18 protein-coding genes are annotated in these 20,641 nt (G+C 65.3%); 4 read left to right on the forward strand and 14 right to left on the reverse strand.

What is annotated here, in order from left to right:
* Positions 1–4: 4 nt before the first annotated feature.
* The 8 genes from N2K98_RS09985 to N2K98_RS10020 all read right to left on the reverse strand — a co-directional run bounded on the left by N2K98_RS09985 (position 5) and on the right by N2K98_RS10020 (position 9,136).
* On the reverse strand, positions 5–2,170 hold the full coding sequence (locus N2K98_RS09985) for a RelA/SpoT family protein (RefSeq protein WP_255797626.1): 2,166 nt from the start codon (positions 2,168–2,170) through the stop codon (positions 5–7).
* 442 nt (positions 2,171–2,612) lie between these two features.
* Positions 2,613–3,629, reverse strand: a complete 1,017-nt coding sequence (gene secF, locus N2K98_RS09990; RefSeq protein WP_255797559.1) for a protein translocase subunit SecF — start codon at positions 3,627–3,629, stop codon at positions 2,613–2,615.
* The gene (gene secD / locus N2K98_RS09995; protein WP_255797558.1) at positions 3,629–5,356 is read right to left on the reverse strand and encodes a protein translocase subunit SecD; all 1,728 of its coding nucleotides are present in this window, start codon (positions 5,354–5,356) and stop codon (positions 3,629–3,631) included. Before secD ends, secF begins: the two co-directional genes overlap by 1 nt.
* 93 nt (positions 5,357–5,449) lie before the next feature.
* Positions 5,450–5,869 (reverse strand): preprotein translocase subunit YajC, encoded by a 420-nt coding sequence (locus N2K98_RS10000; RefSeq protein ID WP_255797557.1) that lies wholly within the window; start codon positions 5,867–5,869, stop codon positions 5,450–5,452.
* A gap of 104 nt (positions 5,870–5,973) precedes the next feature.
* A complete protein-coding gene (gene ruvB, locus N2K98_RS10005) occupies positions 5,974–7,065 on the reverse strand; it encodes a Holliday junction branch migration DNA helicase RuvB (RefSeq protein ID WP_255865712.1) in 1,092 nt (363 codons plus the stop codon).
* Between the two features lies 1 nt (position 7,066).
* The gene (gene ruvA / locus N2K98_RS10010; RefSeq protein ID WP_255797555.1) at positions 7,067–7,693 is read right to left on the reverse strand and encodes a Holliday junction branch migration protein RuvA; all 627 of its coding nucleotides are present in this window, start codon (positions 7,691–7,693) and stop codon (positions 7,067–7,069) included.
* A 73-nt stretch (positions 7,694–7,766) separates the two neighbouring features.
* Entirely contained in the window at positions 7,767–8,366 is a 600-nt protein-coding gene (ruvC, locus tag N2K98_RS10015) for a crossover junction endodeoxyribonuclease RuvC (protein WP_229951763.1), read from the reverse strand.
* 11 nt (positions 8,367–8,377) lie between these two features.
* Entirely contained in the window at positions 8,378–9,136 is a 759-nt protein-coding gene (locus N2K98_RS10020; RefSeq protein ID WP_227921280.1) for a YebC/PmpR family DNA-binding transcriptional regulator, read from the reverse strand.
* A gap of 277 nt (positions 9,137–9,413) precedes the next feature.
* Between N2K98_RS10020 and N2K98_RS10025 the strand changes: the two genes are divergently transcribed.
* Positions 9,414–10,685: a Mur ligase family protein gene (locus tag N2K98_RS10025; RefSeq protein ID WP_255797554.1), complete on the forward strand. Its 1,272-nt coding sequence runs from the start codon at positions 9,414–9,416 to the stop codon at positions 10,683–10,685.
* A complete protein-coding gene (locus N2K98_RS10030) occupies positions 10,682–11,428 on the forward strand; it encodes a type 1 glutamine amidotransferase (RefSeq protein WP_255865713.1) in 747 nt (248 codons plus the stop codon). The genes N2K98_RS10025 and N2K98_RS10030 overlap by 4 nt, the downstream gene beginning before the upstream one ends.
* On the opposite strand, the gene N2K98_RS10035 is transcribed toward N2K98_RS10030, so the two are convergent.
* From N2K98_RS10035 to N2K98_RS10045, 3 genes are all read right to left on the reverse strand, one after another.
* A complete protein-coding gene (locus N2K98_RS10035; protein WP_255865714.1) occupies positions 11,425–12,528 on the reverse strand; it encodes a hypothetical protein in 1,104 nt (367 codons plus the stop codon). The two genes, N2K98_RS10030 and N2K98_RS10035, sit on opposite strands and share 4 nt — an antisense overlap.
* Before the next feature lie 51 nt (positions 12,529–12,579).
* Positions 12,580–12,891 (reverse strand): hypothetical protein, encoded by a 312-nt coding sequence (locus tag N2K98_RS10040; RefSeq protein ID WP_255865715.1) that lies wholly within the window; start codon positions 12,889–12,891, stop codon positions 12,580–12,582.
* Positions 12,892–13,099: 208 nt separating this feature from the next.
* Complete coding sequence (locus N2K98_RS10045; RefSeq protein WP_255865716.1) at positions 13,100–14,734, reverse strand: HNH endonuclease; 1,635 nt, start codon at positions 14,732–14,734, stop codon at positions 13,100–13,102.
* A 353-nt stretch (positions 14,735–15,087) separates the two neighbouring features.
* Here N2K98_RS10045 and N2K98_RS10050 point away from each other — a divergent pair, with 353 nt between their 5' ends.
* Complete coding sequence (locus N2K98_RS10050; protein ID WP_255865717.1) at positions 15,088–15,807, forward strand: class I SAM-dependent methyltransferase; 720 nt, start codon at positions 15,088–15,090, stop codon at positions 15,805–15,807.
* A 34-nt stretch (positions 15,808–15,841) separates the two neighbouring features.
* Here the strand turns inward: N2K98_RS10050 and N2K98_RS10055 are convergent, their stop codons facing one another.
* Entirely contained in the window at positions 15,842–17,176 is a 1,335-nt protein-coding gene (locus N2K98_RS10055) for a CapA family protein (protein WP_255865718.1), read from the reverse strand.
* A 114-nt stretch (positions 17,177–17,290) separates the two neighbouring features.
* Between N2K98_RS10055 and N2K98_RS10060 the strand changes: the two genes are divergently transcribed.
* Complete coding sequence (locus N2K98_RS10060; protein WP_255865719.1) at positions 17,291–19,315, forward strand: M3 family metallopeptidase; 2,025 nt, start codon at positions 17,291–17,293, stop codon at positions 19,313–19,315.
* A 116-nt stretch (positions 19,316–19,431) separates the two neighbouring features.
* On the opposite strand, the gene pgsA is transcribed toward N2K98_RS10060, so the two are convergent.
* Positions 19,432–20,049 carry a phosphatidylinositol phosphate synthase gene (gene pgsA / locus N2K98_RS10065; protein WP_255797549.1) on the reverse strand — a complete coding sequence of 206 codons (618 nt, stop codon included), beginning with the start codon at positions 20,047–20,049 and terminating at the stop codon, positions 19,432–19,434.
* Between the two features lie 3 nt (positions 20,050–20,052).
* Positions 20,053–20,637, reverse strand: a complete 585-nt coding sequence (locus tag N2K98_RS10070; RefSeq protein ID WP_255797548.1) for an HIT family protein — start codon at positions 20,635–20,637, stop codon at positions 20,053–20,055.
* Positions 20,638–20,641 lie beyond the last annotated feature (4 nt).

Raw genomic sequence — 20,641 nt, forward strand, 5'->3', positions numbered from 1 at the left:
GGAACTAGACCCGCCGCTGCGACCCGGTGGTGCGGTAGACGTCGAATACGCCGTCGATCTTGCGGACCGCGCTGAGGATGTGGTTCAGGTACTTCGGGTCCCCCATCTCGAACACGAACTTCGACATCGCCACGCGGTCGCTGGAGGTGTTCACGCTGGCGGAGAGGATATTCACGTGGTTCTCCGAGAGGACCCGCGTCACGTCCGACAGCAGGCTCTTGCGGTCCAGCGCTTCCACCTGGATCTCGACCAGGAAGACGCTGGACTGGGTGGGGGCCCATTCCACCGGGACAATGCGGTCCGGTGTGGCGCGCAGTTCCTGCACGTTCCGGCAGTCGCTGCGGTGTACCGAAACACCCGAGCCGCGGGTCACGAACCCGATGATCGGATCCGGCGGAACAGGGGTGCAGCAGCGGGCAAGTTTGACCCACACATCGCCGGTACCGCGCACGGTGACGCCGGAATCGGAGAACTTGGGACGGCGGGCCGCGGTGGCCACCGGCGTTTCGGCCAGGTCCTCCTCGGCGCCCTGGTGCCCGCCCATCAGGTTGACCAGGTGCTCAATGACGTTCTGGGCGGAGGTATGACCGTCGCCCACCGCGGCGTACAGCGCGGAAATGTCCTGGTGGTGCAGTTCTTCGGCCACCGCCACCAGCGCATCATGCGTCATCAGGCGCTGCAGCGGCAGGTTCTGCTTGCGCATGCCGCGGGTGAGCAGGTCCTTGCCCTTTTCGATTGCCTCTTCGCGGCGTTCCTTGGTGAACCACTGCCGGATCTTGTTCCGGGCGCGCGGGCTCTTGACGAAGCCCTGCCAGTCCTGGCTGGGGCCGGCGCCCTCGGCCTTGGAGGTGAAGATCTCCACCCAGTCGCCGTGCTGCAGTTCACTGTTGAGCGGCACGAGTTTCCCGTTGACGCGTGCACCGATGGTCCGGTGTCCCACCTCGGTGTGGACGGCGTAGGCGAAGTCCACCGGCGTCGACCCGGCCGGCAGCGCCATGACCTCGCCCTTGGGCGTAAAGACGAAGACTTCGCGCGCATTGATCTCGAACCGCAGCGAATCCAGGAACTCATCGGGATCCGAGGTTTCCTGCTGCCAGTCCACCAGGCTGCGGAGCCAGCCCATGTCGTCAGGGGCTTCGGGGCCCTTGTTTCCGTCCTTGTACTTCCAGTGCGCGGCCACGCCGTATTCGGCACGGCGGTGCATGTCGTGGGTGCGGATCTGGATTTCCACGGGCTTGCCCCCGGGGCCGATCACCGTGGTGTGCAGCGACTGGTACATGTTGAACTTCGGCATCGCGATGTAGTCCTTGAACCGCCCGGGCAGGGGGTTCCACCGCGAATGCAGGGCACCGAGGGTCGCGTAGCAGTCGCGGACGGAGTCCACCAGGACGCGCACGCCCATCAGGTCATGGATGTCGTCGAAGTCTTTGCCCCGCACGATCATCTTCTGGTAGATCGAGTAATAGTGCTTCGGCCGGCCGGTGATGGTGGCCTTGATCTTGACCGCATGCAGGTCATCGGCGATCTGCGACCGCACGGTGCCCAGGTACTTTTCCCGTTCCGGCGTCCGGTCCCCCACCATGCGCACGATTTCGTCATACACCTTGGGGTGCAGCGCGGCGAAGGAAAGATCCTCCAGCTCCCACTTGATGGTGTTCATGCCCAGCCGGTGGGCCAGCGGGGCGAAGATTTCCAGGGTTTCGCGCGCCTTCTTGGCGGACGATTCCGGTGACACAAACCGCCAGGTGCGGGCGTTGTGCAGCCGGTCCGCGAGCTTGATGACCAGGACCCGGATGTCCTTGGCCATGGCAACGACCATTTTCCGCACGGTCTCGGACTGCGCCGCATCGCCGAAGGTGACCTTGTCCAGCTTCGTGACACCGTCCACGAGCATGGCGACCTCGGGGCCGAACTCGCTCCGCAGCTCGTCCAGCGTGTAACTGGTGTCCTCCACCGTGTCATGCAGCAGCGCCGCGGCGAGGGTGGTGCCGGTCATGCCCAGCTCCGCCAGGATGGTCGCCACCGCCACCGGATGCGTGATGTACGGATCCCCGCTCTTGCGCTTCTGGCCCTCGTGGCTGCGCTCGGCAACCACATAGGCGCGCTGGATCAGCTCCAGGTCTTCCTTGGGGTTGTTCACCCGGACCGTGCGCAGCAGCGGTTCCAGCATCGGCGAGTAGCCGGGGTTGCCCCGGCCTGCCAGCCGGGCGAGCCGTGCACGGGTGGAGGCACGGCGGCCGGTCGACGGCGCACGGCCTGCGCCGCTGCCGACTTTCGCCGGAGCGGAAGCCGGGCCGGGTACTGGAAGCAGGGCGTCAGTGGTGCTTGCGGCAGCATCCAATGCCGCAGCTTCGCGCGCTGCGGTGCTCTTCTGCCCCGGGTCGATTCCCGCGGTGCCGCTGTTTCCTGCCTCATCGGCAGGCGTTGCACTGTTGGCCACTGACGACCTTTCTTCCGTGCTCTCAAAAGCAGGTGGTCAAAACGTTTTGGCGGCCGCGCTTTACGCAGCCCTGTCAACCAGTCTAAGCCTGCCCGCACCGCACTTAAACCGCCGGTTCCGTACTCGCTTGGCATGGAGTACGGAACCGGATGGTCGGAGCGGGATTTACCCCTTAGGCGCTGACCGCCGTCGAGCCCTTGGCTTCGCTTGCGCGGCGCTCGGCCACCCGCTTGGCCTGCTTGCGGATGTCCGGTTCATTCCGGCGCAGCCACGCGTACAGCGGCGCTGCAATATAGATGGTCGCGATGGTGCCCAGGATGATGCCCACGAACAATGCCAGGGACAGGTCCTTCAGGGTTCCGGCGCCCAGCAGCAGCGCACCGATGAACAGGATGGAGGCCACCGGGAGGACTGCCACCACGGAAGTGTTGATGGACCGCACCAGGGTCTGGTTCACGGCCAGGTTCACTTCTTCCGCGAAGGTCCGCTTGGTGCGCTTGTCCAGGTCCTTGGTGTTTTCCCGGACCTTGTCGAACACCACCACGGTGTCATAGAGCGAGTAGCTGAGCACGGTAAGGAAACCGATGATGGCCGACGGCGTGACTTCAAAACCGCTCAGGGCGTAGACGCCGGCGGTGACCACCATAACCACCAGCAGCCCGACGACGGCGGCAACCGACATCTTCCAGGTCCGGAAGTACAAGGCCATCAGCACCGCGGCCAGTGCCACGAAGACGACGAGGCCCACCAGGGCCTGCCGGCTGACGTCGCTGCCCCAGGTGGGACCGATGAAGGTGGAGGTGACCTCGTCCTGGCTTACGCCGTAGGTATCCGCCAGCGATTCCTTGACCTCGATGGTCTGGTCATCGCTCAGCTTCTCCGTCTGGATCCGCATGGTGCCCGGGGCGATGTTGGTGACCTTCGGGTCGGCTGTCCCGGCAACCTCGGCCACGGCCTTCTCGCCGCCGCTGACGTCGGTGTTGCTGACGTTGGAGACGGTGAATTCGGAGCCGCCGCGGAACTCGATGCCGAGGTTGAATCCGCCCTTGGCTACCGGTATGGCGATCGAAAGCAGCACGGCTGCCGCTGCGATGATGAACCACAGCTTTGCCTTGCCAACGAAGTTGTAGGACCGCTTTCCCGTGTAAAGGTCGTTGCCGAATGCGGCGAAACTGGGGAGCTTACTCATTACTCGCCGTCCTTCTCGGAGCTGCGGCCGCTACCGGCCATTGATTCCTGCTTTTCGGCAAGCCGCCGTTCGGCGATGGTCATCCGTCGTTCGGCTTCCTTGGCCGCTCCCTTGTTCTTGCCGCGCGCAGCAGGAACATCGGAGGGATTCCGCAGGCGTCCGGCACCGCGGTACAGCGGTACGGCGCCCAGCTTGCTCGGATCGAGGCCGGAGAAGCGGTGGCCGTCGCCGAAGAACTTGGTGCGGGCCAGGAGCACCATGGTGGGGTGCGTGAACATAAAGACCACGATGAGGTCCGCAATGGCGGTGAGGCCCAGGGTGAACGCAAAGCCCCGCACGTTGCCCACTGCCACGAAGTACAGGACGACGGCGGCGAGGATGTTCACGGCCTTGGAGGCCAGGACGGTGCGCTTGGCGCGCTTCCACCCGTTGTCCACCGCGGACACCAGCCCGCGGCCGTCGCGGAGCTCGTCACGGATACGTTCGAAGTACACAATGAACGAGTCCGCAGTCTGCCCGATGGCGACGATCAGGCCGGCCACGCCTGCCAGCGAGAGCCGGTAGTTGTGGCTCCAGCCCAGGATGGCGATGGCCAGGTAGGACAGCAGACCGGCCACGACGAGCGAGGCGATGGTCACGAAGCCCAGGGCGCGGTACTGGAACAGCGAGTAGACGGCTACCAGGGCCAGGCCGATCAGGCCGGCGATGATACCCATCTTCAGCTGGTCCGAGCCAAGGGTTGCCGAGACCTGCTGTTCGCTCTGGATCTCGAAGCTGATCGGCAGGGCGCCGTATTTCAGCTGCTCGGAGAGCGCTTCGGAGCTTTCCTGGGTGAAGTTGCCGGTGATCTGGGGCTTGCCGTCGGTGATGACCGCGTTGACGGTCGGCGCGGAAATGATCTGCCCGTCGAGGACGATGGCGAACTGGTTCCGCGGGTCGCCCTGGGGGAAGGCGAAGAGACGCTCGGTAACCGAACGGAATTTGTCGGTGCCCTCGCCGTTGAACTCGATGTTCACGGCCCACTGGTTGGTGGAAACACCGTTGTTGCCCTGTGCCATGCCGAAGCTGGCCGTGGAAATGTCCACGCCGGGAACTTCGACCGGGCCCAGGATGTACTTGCCGGCGGTGCCGGGCTCGCAGGCGACCATGGGCTGGTCGGCCGGCGCCTGCTCCGCGTTTGCGATGGTATCCGGGTTCAGGCAGTCAGTGGTTTCGAACTGCGTCTGCAGTTCCGGTGAAATCCAGTTGGTGTCCGAAGCATCGGTGGGTTCCGCCGACGGGGTAGGCAGCTGTTCCGCGGGAGTGGGATCCGTTACTGCTGCACCCTGTCCCCCGCCGCCGGCCAGGACCGGGCGGAACTCCATGTTCGCGGAAGCCTGGATCAGCTCGCGGGTCTCGGGATCGGGGACACCGGGCAGCGACACCACGACGTTGCGGTTGGACTGCGTGCTGATCTCCGCTTCGGAGACGCCGCTGCCGTCAACGCGCTGGCGGATGATCTCCACGGCCTGGTCGAGCTGCTCGGTCGTGATTTCGGAGTCACCGCCCTGCACCTCGGGAGCAAGGATCATCTGGGTGCCGCCCTCAAGGTCGAGGGCGAGTTTCGGGGTCCAGCTGGCGTTGCTCCACATGGAACCACCGCCAAGCAAAAGGGCCAAGGCAGCAAAAATGACGCCCAACCAGAGGAGCGTCTTTTTCGCGGCCGAGCCGGGGCCGGTACGGGGCATAGGGAATTTTCCTTAAGGGCGAAGATCACCGGGACCGTCATGGTCTCCGGGCGGCAAGCGGGGCACCGATGCCCCGCTTGGCTCGTGGAGAGTCTAGTTCTCTTTTTTGTCGTCGCGGTTCAGGCGCTTGAGTGTTTCTTCAGGTGTCTCGTCCTGCACGGCGTCCTGGCGCTCGGAGGTGTCCTTGCCGAGCGTGAGGGAAGAGGCGTCATCGGGGACCGCGGCGGCGTCATCGGCCGGTGTTTCTTCGGCGGGAACGGTGACGACCTTGGTCAGTGCCTGGAGGTGCACCGTGGCGGTGTTACCGGGGGAAAGCTCCAGCACCGCCTTGTTTTCTTCCTGGTCCACGGAAACGATCCGGCCGAAAAGCCCGAACTGGGTCATGACCTCGGTACCCGGAAGCATCTGGGACCGCTGCTGGGCAACCGTCTGCTGTGACTTCTTCTGCTTGCGGAACATCATGATGACGAAGACCGCCAGCAGAAGAGGGAGAAAGAGATCAGCGGGATTCACGTGGATGGTTCCTGTTTCTGTTGGGGAAGGGTCAGGCGGGTCCGGGCATTGTGCCGGGACCGTGCCCAAGGGCCAGTCTAAACGGAAAACGTGGGAGCGGACTGTTAAGTTTCCGGCACGCTCTCGTCGCATGCCGCGGACGAGGTGTTGGTACCCGGGCCGGAAAACATGTTCTGCGGCATGGCGGCGGCCACGTGCTCGGGCATCTGGAGGCCCAGATGCTCCCACGCGGCCCGGGTCGCAATGCGGCCCCGCGGAGTCCTGCCGAGCAGGCCTTCACGGACCAGGTACGGTTCAGCCACCGTCTCCACGGTCTCCGGTTCCTCGCCGACGGCGATTGCCAGCGTGGAAAGTCCCACCGGTCCCCCGTTGAACTTGGTGATCAGCGCGGTCAGCACGGCGCGGTCCAACCGGTCAAGGCCGAGCACGTCCACCTCGTACATATCCAGCGCGGCCCCGGCCGAGCGGGCATCAATCTGCTCGATACCGTGCACCAGCGCCCAGTCGCGGACGCGGCGCAGCAGCCGGTTCGCAATTCGGGGAGTGCCGCGCGAGCGTCCGGCAACCTCGGCGAAGCCTGCGGAGTTGACCTTCATATCCATCAGCATGGCCGAGCGGCGCAGTACCAGTTCCAGTTCGTCCGTCGAGTAGAACTCCAGGTGGCCGGTGAATCCGAAACGGTCCCGCAGCGGACCGGGCAGCAGGCCGGCGCGGGTGGTGGCTCCCACCAGGGTGAACGGCGGCAGGTCCAGCGGAATGGCCGTGGCACCGGCTCCCTTGCCGACGATGATGTCGACGCGGAAATCCTCCATGGCCATGTAGAGCATTTCCTCGGCCGGCCGGGACATGCGGTGGATTTCGTCCAGGAACAGCACCTCGCCCTCGGTCAGGGAAGACAGGATGGCTGCGAGGTCGCCGGCATGCTGGATGGCCGGCCCGGAACTGATCCGCAGCGGTGCGTTCATTTCCGCGGCAATGATCATGGACAGGGTGGTCTTGCCCAGTCCGGGCGGACCGGACAGCAGGACATGGTCGGCGCTGCGGCCGCGCAGCCGGGACGCTTCGAGCACCAGCGACAGCTGCTCACGCACGCGCTTCTGCCCCACGAAGTCGTCCAGGTTCTTGGGACGCAGGGCGGCTTCAATGGCTTTGTCGTCCGGATCGGGCCCCGGAGCAACCAGGGAATCAGCGGACACCTCAGCCCGCCTTTCGGCGCGAGGAGGCCCGGGCGCCGTCGGTCCCGAGGCGTCGCAGCGTCAGTTTCAGGATTTCCCCCACGTTGCCGGCGGCAGCGACGTCGGGATGCTCGGCGGCGGTATCGTCCATGGCGGCGGTGGCGTCCTTTTCGGACCAGCCGAGACCGGTCATGGCCGCCAGGACCTGTTCCTGCCAACGGGGTGCGGCCGGGTTTTCCGCGGTGCCGTGCGGCACCAGCTTGTCCGCCAGCTCGAGGACAATGCGGCGGGCGCCCTTGGGGCCAATGCCGGAGACCTTGCTGAAGGCCTTGTCGTCGCCGGTGGATGCGGCGACCCGGATGGCTTCGGGGGTGTGCACGGCCAGGACAGCCAGGGCTATCCGGGGGCCCACGCCGCTGACGCCGAGGAGGATTTCAAAGACCTCGCGCTGATCCGCGTCGCTGAACCCGTACAGGGTCATGGAGTCTTCGCGGACGATCATCGCGGTATGGACGCTGGCTTCACTTCCCGTGCGCAGCGAAGCCAGCGTCTGCGGAGTGGCCTGGACGAGCATCCCGAATCCGTTGACATCAATGACGGCAGAGGTAAGGCCCACGTGCGAAACGACCCCGCGGAGGGAACTGATCATGAAGGAACTCCAGAGGCTGTATAGAACATATCTACGAATACCCTACTTGCTGGCGCCCGCATTCCCCTGTTGTTCAGTAGCTTCCGCGTTTTGCCCGCGCTTCCGCTTCGGCCCAGAGCCGCTGGGCCGGGGTCAGTCCGGTAGCCGGCGCCGTGCCCCGCGACGCAGAGCCTGCGGTGGGTCCGGGACCGGCGACGCCGCGGCGCCAGGCGTGGGTGATCGCCAGGGCAAGGGCGTCGGCTGCGTCCGCCGGCTTGGGCATTTCGTCCAGCCGCAGGATCTTAGTCACCATCTTGCCCACGGCGTCCTTGTTGGCCGAGCCGGAGCCGGTGACCGCCGCCTTGACCTCAGTAGGCGTGTGCAGGGCCACCGGGATGCCGCGCCGGGCAGCGGCGGCAATGACGACGCCGGACGCCTGGGCGGTACCCATCACCGTGCTGACATTGAGCTGGCTGAACACCCGCTCCACGGCCAGGACATCGGGCCGGTGGGTGTCCAGCCACAGCTCGATGGCTTCGGAAATGACCAGCAGCCGTGCGTCCAGCGCGGTTCCGGCCACCGTGCCGACAACTCCGACGGCCACGAGGGTGGCCCGGCGGTTTCCCTCGACCTCAACTACTCCAAGGCCGCAGCGGGTGAGGCCGGGGTCCACCCCCAGGACGCGTAACGACACTGATTCGGCGCTTAGTCGTCTTCTTCAAGCTCGGCCATAACGGCGGCCGGGATATCAGCGTTGGAGTAGACATTCTGTACGTCGTCGAGGTCTTCCAGCGCATCCACAAGCTTGAGGAACTTGCGGGCAGCGTCGGCGTCCAGTTCCACGTGCATGGACGGGACGAATTCGGCTTCATCGGTCTCGTACTCGATGCTCGCCTCTTCCAGCGCACCAACGACGGCGCGGAGGTCCTGCGGCTCGGAGATGATCTCGAAGTTCTCGCCCGATTCCTTCACTTCGTCGGCACCGGCGTCCAGGACGGCCATAAGCAGATCGTCTTCAGTGAGGCCGTTCTTGGGGAGGTTCACCACGCCCTTGCGGGTGAACATGTAAGCCACCGAACCGGGGTCGCCCATGTTGCCGCCGTTGCGGGTCACGGCGAGGCGGACCTCGGAAGCCGCACGGTTCTTGTTGTCCGTGAGGCACTCGATCAGCAGGGCGGATCCCTGCGGACCGTAGCCCTCGTACATGATGGTCTGGTAATCAACGGCTTCACCGAGCAGGCCGGCGCCGCGCTTGACCGCACGGTTAATGTTGTCGATCGGCACCGACGTCTTCTTGGCCTTGGAAACGGCCAGTTCAAGGGCCGGGTTGCCTGCCATGTCGGCTCCGCCGGCACGTGCTGCAACTTCGATGTTCTTGATCAGCTTGGCGAAGGACTTGGCGCGCTTGGCATCAATTACGGCCTTCTTGTGCTTGGTGGTTGCCCATTTAGAGTGGCCCGACATGCTCTACGCTTCTCCTCTGATCGATAAAAAAGTCCGGCTGCTTGCCGCCCGTCCAGGACTCCGGGGAACCCGGGCCGAACAGGGAGACCAGCTAAGCTTCCCGAACGCACTGCCACAATTCTAGCGACCGATTCCGTTTCCGGGGCCGGAAACGCTTCCTGGCTCCGGGTCGGGGACGGATCCCAACGGATATAACCCCGCTGACCTGCCCCGATGCGTGCAGCCTCACGCCTTCGGATCGGTGCTGTATCAAGGGTGTGCGCTATATTCAGTAACCATGAGTTCTTTCTCCATCCTGGTCGGAAAACTGGTCCGCAGTGCCTCCAAACTGCGTGGCGGCGGCTCCGCCCTGCCGGGCCTGGTGGTGGAGAAGATCGATCCGGATTTCATCCGCCGCACGCTCGCAGACCTGCCGCTCGGCGTCGCCGTCGTGTCCGGAACCAACGGCAAGACCACCACTACCAAGATGGTGGTGGAGCTCCTGGAGAGCCAAGGGCTGAAGGTCTTCACCAATCGCACGGGCAGCAACTTCACCCGCGGCGTCGCCGCAGCCCTGCTGGGCGAAGTGAACCTGCGCGGGCACCTGGATGCGGACATCGCCGTCCTGGAACTGGACGAGGCCCATGCCGTGCACTTCGTGAAACTGATCCAGCCGCGCTACAGCCTGCTGCTGAATGTCCTGCGTGACCAGCTGGACCGGTTCGGCGAAATCGACAAGACCACCCGCCTGCTGGAATCCATTGCCCGCGCGACCACCGAGACGGTGGTGCTGAACCGCGAGGATCCCCGCGTGGCGGGCATTGCCGATTCCCTGAACGGACAGCGTGCCGTGTACTTCGGGCTCGACGCGTCGCTGCGCAGCACCTTCCCCAACGACGACGAGATGCGCGGCAGCCTCGCCGAGGCGCTGGCGGCAACGCAGGAGGCCGACGTCGTCCTTGAACGCGTAAGTGAGACGGACGCCGATTTCCTGGTCGATGGACAGGTCCGCACTACCGGACTGAAGCTGCGCGGCGTCTACAACATCTTCAATGCCGCCGCCGCCCTAGCCTTCGCGCGGACGATCAAGGGCAAGAACCTCGACTCCGACGCGTTGTTCGAGGCGCTTGCCAATGTGGAGCCTGCGTTCGGGCGCGGCGAGTCCCTGACCGTCAACGGCCAGCCGCTGGAGCTGGTGCTGGTCAAGAATCCCAGCGGCTTCCGCCTGGGCCTGAAGTCCTTCGCCGCCCACGGCTATTCAACAATGATCGCCATCAATGACAACTACGCCGACGGCCGGGACATGTCCTGGCTGTGGGACGTGGACTTCGAATCCCTGGCCGAGGGCGGAGTCGACGTCGTCAGCGGCGTACGCGCCTACGACATGGCGCTGCGGCTGAAGTACGACGACGTACCCGTGCGCACCATCGAACCGGACATCACGGATGGATTGAAGCGTTTTATCAAGGACTCCCCCGGGGTTCCCATGCGGATCTTCTGCACGTACACGGCCATGCTGGCCGTACGCCGGGAACTCTCCAAGATCACGAAGGTAGAGGTGGTCTCATGACCGAGGACCGCACAATCAAAATCCTGCAGCTGTACCCGCGGGAAATGAACATTTACGGCGACTGGGGCAACGTGCTGGTGCTCAAGCAGCGCCTGAAGTGGTACGGCTACCAGCCTGTCGTCGAGGAGTACAACGCCGGGGACGAGTTCCCTGCCGACGTCGACATCATTGTCGGCGGCGGCGGCCAGGACAGCGGACAGGTGGTGATCCAGCAGGATCTCCAGCAGTTGGCGCCTACCCTGCAGGGGCTTGCCGAGGACGGCCTGCCCATGCTGGTGATCTGCGGTCTGTACCAGTTGTTCGGACGGTTCTTCAAGACGCATGAGGGTGCGCTGATTCCCGGCATCGGCATCCTGGACATGGAGACCCACGGCGGTGACGTGCGGTTGATCGGCAACGTGCTTTCGGTCAGCGAAGAATTCGGCGAGATCCACGGTTACGAGAACCACAGCGGCCAGACGTTCCTCGGCCCGGGCGTGAAGCCGCTCGCGGAGATCCGCAAGGGTGAAGGCAACAACACCAAGGACAGCACCGAGGGCGCCCGGTACAAGAACGTGGTGGCCAGTTACCTGCACGGTTCCCTCCTTCCCAAGAACCCGGCCATTGCGGACTTCCTGATCGAAAAGGCAGCAATCCGGAAGTTCGGCAGCTTCTCCCCTGTTCCCCGTTCGGAAGAGGATCTGGCTGAGCTGTCGAAGCTCTCGGAGATGGCACGCCAGCACGCCGGGCAGCGGCCGCGCTAGGGACTCGCTGCGTCGTACCAGCGCAGAACCCGCAGTGCCCTGAGGGTGTTCCACCGGCTCGGCGTGCCATCGGGTTCTTCGAATCGAAAATGGACCGCGCCGGGGTGAGTGTTCTCCAGCAGCCAGCGTCCATCTGGCTGACGCCTGGCACGGACTTGTTCGATCGCCTCAACCAGCCGCGGATCTGCGGGGCCGCCGCGCAGGGCGAAGTAGCTCGTCGCCTTGAGCAGGTCATAGTACCAGCGTGGAGGGTAGGAGAACTGAAGCCATCGGGGGTTCACCACCTCGCCGATGCGCAATGAACGGAACAGGGTACGTCGAAGCAGATACTCCTCTCCGTCATGGCGGGCCCTGCGGACCTCGTCGGAACCACCGGTGTGCCTCTCCCACCTCAATAACGCGTCAACCACGTCAAGAGTGCTGGCTAAGGATCCCGGCGCCGTACGCGTCTCGGCCCAGCAGTTCCAGCCGCCGTCAGGAAGCTGGTCGCTTACGAGCCGCTGCACCACCGGGTCGACGTCGATGCCCAGGTAGGTGCCGATCAGAACAGTGCCGGCGTTGATGCAGCAGTCAGCTTCCCCGGCGAAGAACGGCAACCCGTTGTACTCCCAGCGGCAGTTTTGGGCGACAAGCCGGGCCGTTTCCTGCATCACCGCACTGTCCGGCGGCACGCCCAAGTGACACAGGTCGAGCAGCACCGGGTAGGTGGCGGTCCATGGTTGCGCGGATGCCTCACCGGGCCGCCCGCCTGGCGTCTCGGCCGGTTCAGCGGCTGGTGCCGGAAACGGCGGCGGCGGCTCACCGGCAGCCAGGGCCTGCGCGGTAGTCTCTGCGAACGCGGCGGTATCCGGGAAGCATGCCCCGTTTGCCCAGTGTCCGTCCGGTGTCCGCACTGCGAGCAGTCCAGCGCCCCACCCTTCGTACTCCACCCGCGCCCGCTCAATTAGCACCTCCTCCTGCGGGGCGTCGAGAATATCGCGTAACACCTGCCAGCGGATGGCTGGATCGCCTTGCAGCAGCCACTGCACAACAGGGTCGTCCTTAGCTGGCGGCGGCGTCCGGGGAACGTAGGCATCGTACTTCTTCAACGAAGTTTCCACCGGGGCATCGTAAGCGGGCATGGCGGTTGTGGACACAAGTGGTTGTATCGGTCAGAACCCGGTGGAGGTTGATTCCTTGTTCATCGTTGTCTGTTCACTTGCTTCGCTGTGACGAATGACCAGGGAGGCCGTGATGAGCATGGCGGAGAGCAACAAGGACGTTACCAGCAAGAGCAGATAGATCAGCGATACCAGCACAGCGGCAGGTGCTTCTTCCCAGACCGCGGGAAGGTGCAGGTAGTTCAGACTGTCTCCTATGCCGAAGTTCCTGTTGATGAACGAACCCAGGAGGAGGACGACCGCTGCGATACCGAACCACCTGCCGAACCTCATCGCGGACTTCGCCAGTGTTGCACCAGACATGTCACTCCTAGGGTTCGGTCGGGGGCTCGTCCTGCACCTGCTGGAAACCTGAGTATGCATGCCGTCTACGGCATCATCAGTACTGGGCCCCGTTCGAACAGCCCGCCCGCCGGGCATCCCGGTGAAGGCCCGGCCACCGGGACATCCATAACGACGGTGCACACAAAGCGCTACGCACACCCGCGATTTTGCGCTGCGGCTCGAACGATCAGGTGCCCGGCAGCGGCGGCGCCGTGGATTGATAGGTGTGTCCGGTCGGCGTGGTGATTTCAACCGTGTGCCGGCCAGGACTTCCGCTGCTTTCAGCACGCCATCCAGGTGCTTCCTTGGTCTGGTTGCAGGCTTCGCAGAGTCCCTGCAGGTTCTTTGCATCGGTGGCGCCCCCGTCCCGGTGCGGGCGGATGTGGTCGCGGTGGCGTATTGGCGCGTTGCACCACGGTGTCCGGCAGGTTTGATCCCTTGCAGAGATGAATTTCGCCAATAAATCGGGGACGAACCGCGCCTTTGAGTCCATGCCGATGAGTTCACCGATGGCCGGGGCCGTGTAGAGGCGTCGGAGCCAGAGGTCCGGCGAACCGGATCCACCACTTCGAGCTGCCTGGCCTTTACGTCCCGCGTTGGACGTCGGGCCGCTTCCTGTCGTTTCACCGCTAAAGCTGCGGCTTCCGGTCTGGCCGGCAACTGCCTGACGACTTCGGGTCTGGTCGGCAACGGCCTGACGGCTTCCGCCTTGGTTGTCATCAGCAGTGTGAAATTCAGCCATCCCTCGCCCGCCGCTGCCAGTTCCGGCTTTTCGTACCGCGTCGCGCGCCCACATGGCCGGTACCACACCGTATCCCTGGAGGTAGGCCGGCTCATCCGAGCCCGCAAGAAGCGTACGGTCGCTCATGACGAGTTGGACCTCCAGCGGCACACGGTCAGCTTGGGTAAGACCGGTGATTCTTTCAACCAGTGTGTCAGCCATGATCTGGCCCCGGCCGCGTTCATCGCCATGTGCCCGGAGGGAATCTGCTTCACGGCTGAGGGCGGCAAAGACGGCAACACCCTGGGCCACCGGCAACAGGCCGGTCAGGTAGGTCATGGTGTCCGGGGCAGGCCGGCAGGAAACATAGCGGTCGGCCTGGGCCTTGGCCGCCCGGCGGACCAGCGCCTCCTGATCGATCCGGTAGGTTATTTTCCTGATCCGGCCGATCAGGCGTCCGTCCCCCAAACCCTCCAGCCCTGCAGGGTCTCCGGCCACTTCCCGGTCCACCAGCCGACGGTCCGATACTGACAGGCACGCTGTCTCGCGGACCAGCAGCGTTGCCCGCCATTCGTTGAGCCTACCCTCGGACAGCGCCTGGAGTGTGCACGGCATTTCATGTGCCAGTGCCTTAGAAAAGCCAAGGATCCTCCCGCCGCGGGCAGGCGATTCGCGTCGGGCGAGGGCAATTTGAGCTGCGACTCCTCTCCCCTGCCGCTCCAGGGGAACCCCGGAACGGGCATGTGCTGCGCGTACGGAAGCATCGAAAGCGGCGGCAACCCGGACCTGGGCTGCTGCAGCGGCAGCCTTGAGGTCTTCGAGTACTCGCAGGCGGTTTATCAGACCCGCATCTGTATCGGAGGCGATGTCTTCCAAAGCCCGCCCGGACGACAGCTCGGAGATCCACGTGGTGACCGGCGAGGATGACGGTTCGTTGCCGCAAGGCGCTTCGTCGGGGGTTGCCGTGCCAGGGCACTCACGGCTGGACAGCGCTGGCGCGGTCGCCGGTCCGTTGCTGCCACCGCGGTATCCAGGAGGTGTACCGATGGAGGGGTCAACGCCATCAACAGGTGGTGGGTAATCCGGATTTGATTCGAACATGTGTTCGATGCTATGAGCTCAAAATCATGCCTGCAATAGGAGTTTTCGTCCTTGTGGAAAACCTCCTCCATCCCCGAGTACCCCTGCTCTGACCTGCAGAAACACTTGAAAGCGTGGGGCCGGTTCCTGCCTCCATCGGTCGATCCGGAATGCTCGCCCGAGGCCTGCCCTCGTCGACCCGAGGGCTAGCCTGGATCTGCCGCAGTGCGCAGGCAGGGCGTCCCGACCCAGCCGTCGTCCGGGCTCGCCGCGCGTGTTAGCGTTCCGGCGGAAGCCCCACCGGAAGCCCCACCGGAAGCCGCACCGGAAGCCGCCAGCCCCGACTGAAGCGAGACCTCACAGAAACGAGCCGCATGACTGCATCGAACCCCGGGAACTACTACGCCGTCCCTGAACTTGCGGCAGCCTACGACGCCGACAGCGAAGCCCGGCAGGACCTCCCGTTCTATCTGTCCTTGGCGGGCACATTGGGAGCCCGCCGTGTTGCGGACATCGGCGCAGGAACGGGCCTACTGTGCAGCCTGTTGGCCGGGCAAGGGCATGAAGTGATCGGTGTCGAGCCGGAAGAAACCATGCTCTCGCTCGCTGCATCCCAGCCGCATGCCGGCACCGTCATCTGGATTCAAGGAACCGCGGAAAGCCTGCCGGATGCCTGGACCGATCTGGTTCTGATGACCGGACATGTCGCGCAGTACTTCCTTGATGACACCTCCTGGGTGCAGGTACTCACGCATGCCAGACGAGCACTGCGGCCCGGAGGCAGGCTGGCCTTTGAAGTACGCAACCCGGACGTTGAAGCCTGGCGCAGGTGGGAGGGCACGCACAGTACCAGCCGGGGAACAGTCACCCAGACCGTCCAGCGTGAGGATGACCGGATCTCCCACACCGATACCTGGACCGACGGCTCCGGAACCCGGACCACCGTCGAGACACTGCGCTTCCCTGCCTGGAACACTGTGACCGCAGGGCTGGAAGCCGCAGGATTCACGGTGGATGAGTGCTGGGGTAACTGGGATCGAAGCCCGGTACGGCAGGATTCACCGGAGTGGATTTTTCTGACCGGTCCGGCCTAGGGAGAACCCCGACACCCCACAACCACGCCCCCGCCTACCCTCCCCCGCCGTCCTGCGACACGAGCCATTCATGCGCCCCGGCGTCGGCCGCCCCCAGAGACTCGACCACCGGAATGGTCCGTGCGCGCACCGCTTCCCGCTGGGCCGGCGGCGCGCATTCCCCCTGCGGCAGGTCCCCCGCAACGGAACACCACCGGTACGGGTCCCGGACAATCACCGACGGCGCCCAGGCGAGGTCGCTGACTGTCCATGCCCCGGCGTCGTCGCGGGCGAACTGCGCCCGGACTATCAGGCCCTCGTTGTTGACGTCGTACCAGGGCGAAAGCTCCGTCACGGCATTGCCGAGCCCGTAGACAATCCAGGTGCCGTTGTAGTTCTCGATCGGCAGGACCGAATGCGTGTGGTGGCCGTAAATGAAGTCGAACTCTCCGCTGTCCGCCAGCGCGTGGGCGGTTTCCATCTGCTGGGCATTGGGCACCGAGGCGTATTCGTCACCGGCGTGGATCGCCGCGACGACGACGTCGGCCCCCTCCGCCCGGGCCGCCTTCGCCTTCGCGATCATCGCCGGAGCGTCGAGCAGGTCCACCTGCCACGGATACTCGGCCTCCAGCCCGTTCAACCCGTATGTGGCCTCGATGACGGCCAGTTCCCCCGCCGGAGCGGACAGGCGCATGGGAGCGCCGGCGCCGGTCTCGGCGGCGTACGAGCCGGTGTGCGCCAGCCCCAGGGAATCCAGCACGCCCAGCGTGCGGTTCAACCCGGCCGTACCGGCGTCGATGGTGTGGTTGCTGGCGGTGGTGCAGCCGGAATAGCCGACGGCGGCCGCTGCCGTGAGGATCTGCGGCGGTACGTTGAACATGGGATAGCCCGTATACGGCCCGTCCGGTTCGGCCACCGGGGTTTCCATGTGACACACGGCCAGGTCCGATCCGGAAATGTAGGTCCGCTGCCCGGCCAGCAGCGGCTCGAAGTCCAGCGGTCCCTTGCCCGTGGCACCCGCATCCGCCGCGGCTTGCTCCCACAGCTGCGCATGGACCAGCAGGTCGCCGGCAAGCATGAGGGAAAAGCAGTTTTCCGTGGGACAGTCCGGCCCCTTTCCGGGGTTGCCGGGGTCCGCGGACGGTAACGACGGCGACGCTGACCGGGCAGGCGACGCTGCGGGCGAGGCGGACGCCGACGACGGCGCGCCGGCACCTTGGCGACCCTCCGGCCCGTCGCTCCCGCCTCCACCGTCCGCCACACAGCCGCCGAGCAGCAGGGCCAGCGCCAGCACCGCCGCAAGCCCCGGCAGGCGGAGCAGCCCGGCACCGAGCCCCGCCCCACGCCCCGCACCACGCCCCGGAAGACGAATACCCAGGTTGCGTTTCATGAACTCCCCCACGCATCTCCCCAGGCCCGCAGGCTGCGGCAGCGGGGAATCGGACCGATCCTACTGCAGTGTCAGGTTGGAGCGGGATGCCCCGCTGTGCCAGTCTTGGGCTTTATGGACAACCCTTTCCTTTACCCGAGTAGCCTGCCGTACCAGCTGCCTCCGTTCGCGCAGATCAACGAAGACGTATTCCTGCCCGCTTTCGACTCCGGAATCCGGGAGCACGCCGCGCAGATTGAGCGCATTGCCGCGAACCCGCAGGTCCCCGACTTCGAAAACACCATCGCCGAACTGGAGTCCTCGGGCCAGGAACTGGGGCGCACCGCCGTCGTTTTCTTCACCCTCTGTGCCGCGGACGCTACGGAGGGCGTGCAGCGGATCCAGCAGGAGATCGGCCCGCGGCTCGCCGCGCACGAAGACACGATTTACCTCAACCGGCAGCTTTTTGCCCGGGTCGAAGCCGTCGCGGCGAACCTCACCGGCCTGGACGATGAGCAGGTCCGCCTAGTGTCCGAGTACCGCCGCCGCTTCATCCGCGCCGGGGCGCAACTCGATGACGCCGGGCAGGCCCGCATGCGGGAGTTGAACGCCCGGCTTTCGGAACTGGGCACGGACTTTTCCCAGCGCCTGCTGAAGGACACCAACGATTCGGCCCTGGTAGTGGACGACGCCGCCGAACTGGACGGCCTGCCCGACGACGACATCGCCGCCGCAGCGACCGCTGCGAGGGAAGCGGGACACGACGGCAAGTACCTGCTGTCCCTCGTGCTGCCTACCCCGCAGCCCGCCCTGGCGTCGCTGACCAACCGGGAGAGCCGCCATCGGCTGCATGAAGCCGCCCTACACCGGGGTTTCCGGAACAACGACGGGAACACGCTTGCCCTCGCCGCCGAAATGGCCGCGCTGCGGGCCGAGAAGGCTGCACTGCTCGGTTTCGCCAACCATGCCGAGTACGGCACGGATGACCAGACCGCACCGTCCCTGGACGCGATCCACGAAATGCTGGACAAGCTCGCCCCTGCAGCCGTGCGCAATGCCAAAGCCGAGGCCGAAGAGCTGCGCGAAGCGGCCCGGCGGGACGGGCACGAACTGGCCGCCTGGGACTGGGCGTATTACTCGGAGCAGGTCCGCCGAGAGAAGTTCGACGTCGACTCCTCCGCCCTGCGCCCGTACTTCGAACTGGAGCGCGTCCTCACTGACGGCGTCTTCTACGCCGCCAACCGCCTATACGGACTGACCTTCACCGAACGGACAGACCTCGCGGGCTACCACCCGGACGTCCGGGTCTGGGAAGTGAAGGACGACGACGGCACCGGGCTGGGCCTGTTCCTGGGCGACTACTACACCCGGGACACCAAGAACGGCGGCGCCTGGATGAATTCCCTGGTCCACCAGTCCCGGCTGCTGGACGTCCGGCCCGTGGTCATCAACAACCTGAACATTTCCAAGCCCCCGGCCGGTGAACCCACGCTGCTGACCTTCGGCGAGGTAGTCACTGCGTTCCACGAATTCGGCCATGCGCTGCACGGATTGTTCTCGGACGTCACCTATCCCCAGTTCTCCGGCACCTCCGTACCGCGCGACTTCGTGGAATACCCGTCACAGGTCAACGAGATGTGGATGCTGTGGCCGGAGGTGGTCAGCAACTTCGCAAAGCACTACGTCACCGGGGAGCCGCTGCCGCAGGAGGAAATCGACAAGGTGAATGCGGCGGCCGTCTGGGGCGAAGGATTCTCCACCACCGAGTATCTGGGTGCCGCCCTGCTGGATCTGGCCTGGCACGAACTCCCCCCGGGCGAAACGGTGCAGGATCCGGAAGCCTTCGAGGCAGCGGCCCTGGCGGCGGCCGGCGTCGACCTGGACCTGGTTCCGCCGCGTTACCGCACCGGCTACTTCAAGCACATCTTTGCCGGCGGCTACGCGGCCTCGTACTACGCGTACATCTGGAGCGAAGTGCTCGACGCCGACACGGTCGAGTGGTTCCGGGAGAACGGCGGCCTGACCCGGGAGAACGGAAACCGTTTCCGGACGGAGCTGCTGTCCCGCGGCAACAGCATCGATCCGCTGCAGGCGTTCCGGAACTTCCGCGGACGCGATGCGCAGATCCAGCCGCTGCTGGACCGGCGCGGCCTGGCCTAAGCCTCGGCGGCCTAAGTCCGCCGCTGCGGCAGCCGCAGCGGCCCGGCAGCGACCATAAACAGAAGGCGGGAACCGGTGATCCGGTTCCCGCCTTCTGTTGCGTCTGGTAAGCCTGCCTAGGCCGGGTTGCCCATCCGCGCCTGCTTCCGCACGGTGTGCATCCGCTGGCCGATGGTCACGCAGCTGGCCAGAGTCAGCAGGATCAGCACCACCAGCAGCAGGACCTCGGGGACGCCCAGACCCACCAGTCCGGTGGCGACCAGCAGGGAGACCAGCCGTTCGGCACGCTCGGCTATGCCGACATTGGCGGAGAAACCCAGTGACTCGGCCTTGGCCCGGATGTAGGAAACCAGCATGCCGACCACCAGGCAGAGAACAGCCGCGGTGCCGATGGCGTCGTTGCCGCCGCCGGTGAAGAACCAGATGGCGACGCCGGCAAACAGGGCGCCGTCGGCAAAGCGGTCGAGGGTGGAATCCAGGAACCCGCCCCAGCTCCCCTTGCGCTGCTGCTGCCGGGCCATGATCCCGTCAACCACGTCGGAGAAGATGAAGACGGTGATGAAGATGGTGCCCCAGAACAATTCACCCAGCGGATAAAAGACCAGGCCGCCGATCATCACGCCGAGCGTGCCGGCAATGGTGACCATGTCCGGGGTCACCCCCCGGCGCAGCAGCCAGGTGGCCAGCGGGGTGAAAACGGCAGTGAAGAATCCCCGTGCGTATTTGTTGAGCACGCGTCAGTCCTCGCTGTCCGGGCCGGAGCCCTCTTGAGGCCACGCGTCGGCCACTTGCCGGCGCACATCGCCCAGGGTCTGGGTGATGGCCTTGGTCTGCGCGATGATCGGCAGGAAGTTTCCATCACCGCCCCACCGCGGAACGATGTGCTGGTGCAGGTGGGCGGCAATCCCGGCCCCGCCGGTTTCGCCCTGGTTCATGCCCAGGTTGAAACCGGTTGGGCTGGACACCTTCCGCAGCACGCGCATGGCGGTCTGGGTCAGCGCCGCGATTTCCGCCGTCTCCTCCGGGTCGATGTCCGTGTAGTCCGGCACATGCCGGTACGGGCAGACCAGCAGGTGGCCGGCGTTGTACGGGAAGAGGTTCAGGATGACGAAGGCATGCTTCCCCCGGTGGACAATCAGCGATTCCTCGTCCGACCGCTCCGGCGCGGCGCAGAACGGGCAGGTCTCCTTTGAGGAGACCTGCTTCTGCCCGCCCTTGATGTAGGCAAGCCGGTGCGGGGTCCAGAGCCGCTGGAAAGCGTCGGGGACGCCGGCGAGTTCAAACGTGTCCGTCACCGCGGCGTCGTCAGGCTGTTCTCCCATAGCG

Source organism: Arthrobacter jinronghuae (assembly GCF_025244825.1).
In the GTDB taxonomy this organism is placed as follows: Bacteria; Actinomycetota; Actinomycetes; order Actinomycetales; family Micrococcaceae; genus Arthrobacter_B; species Arthrobacter_B jinronghuae.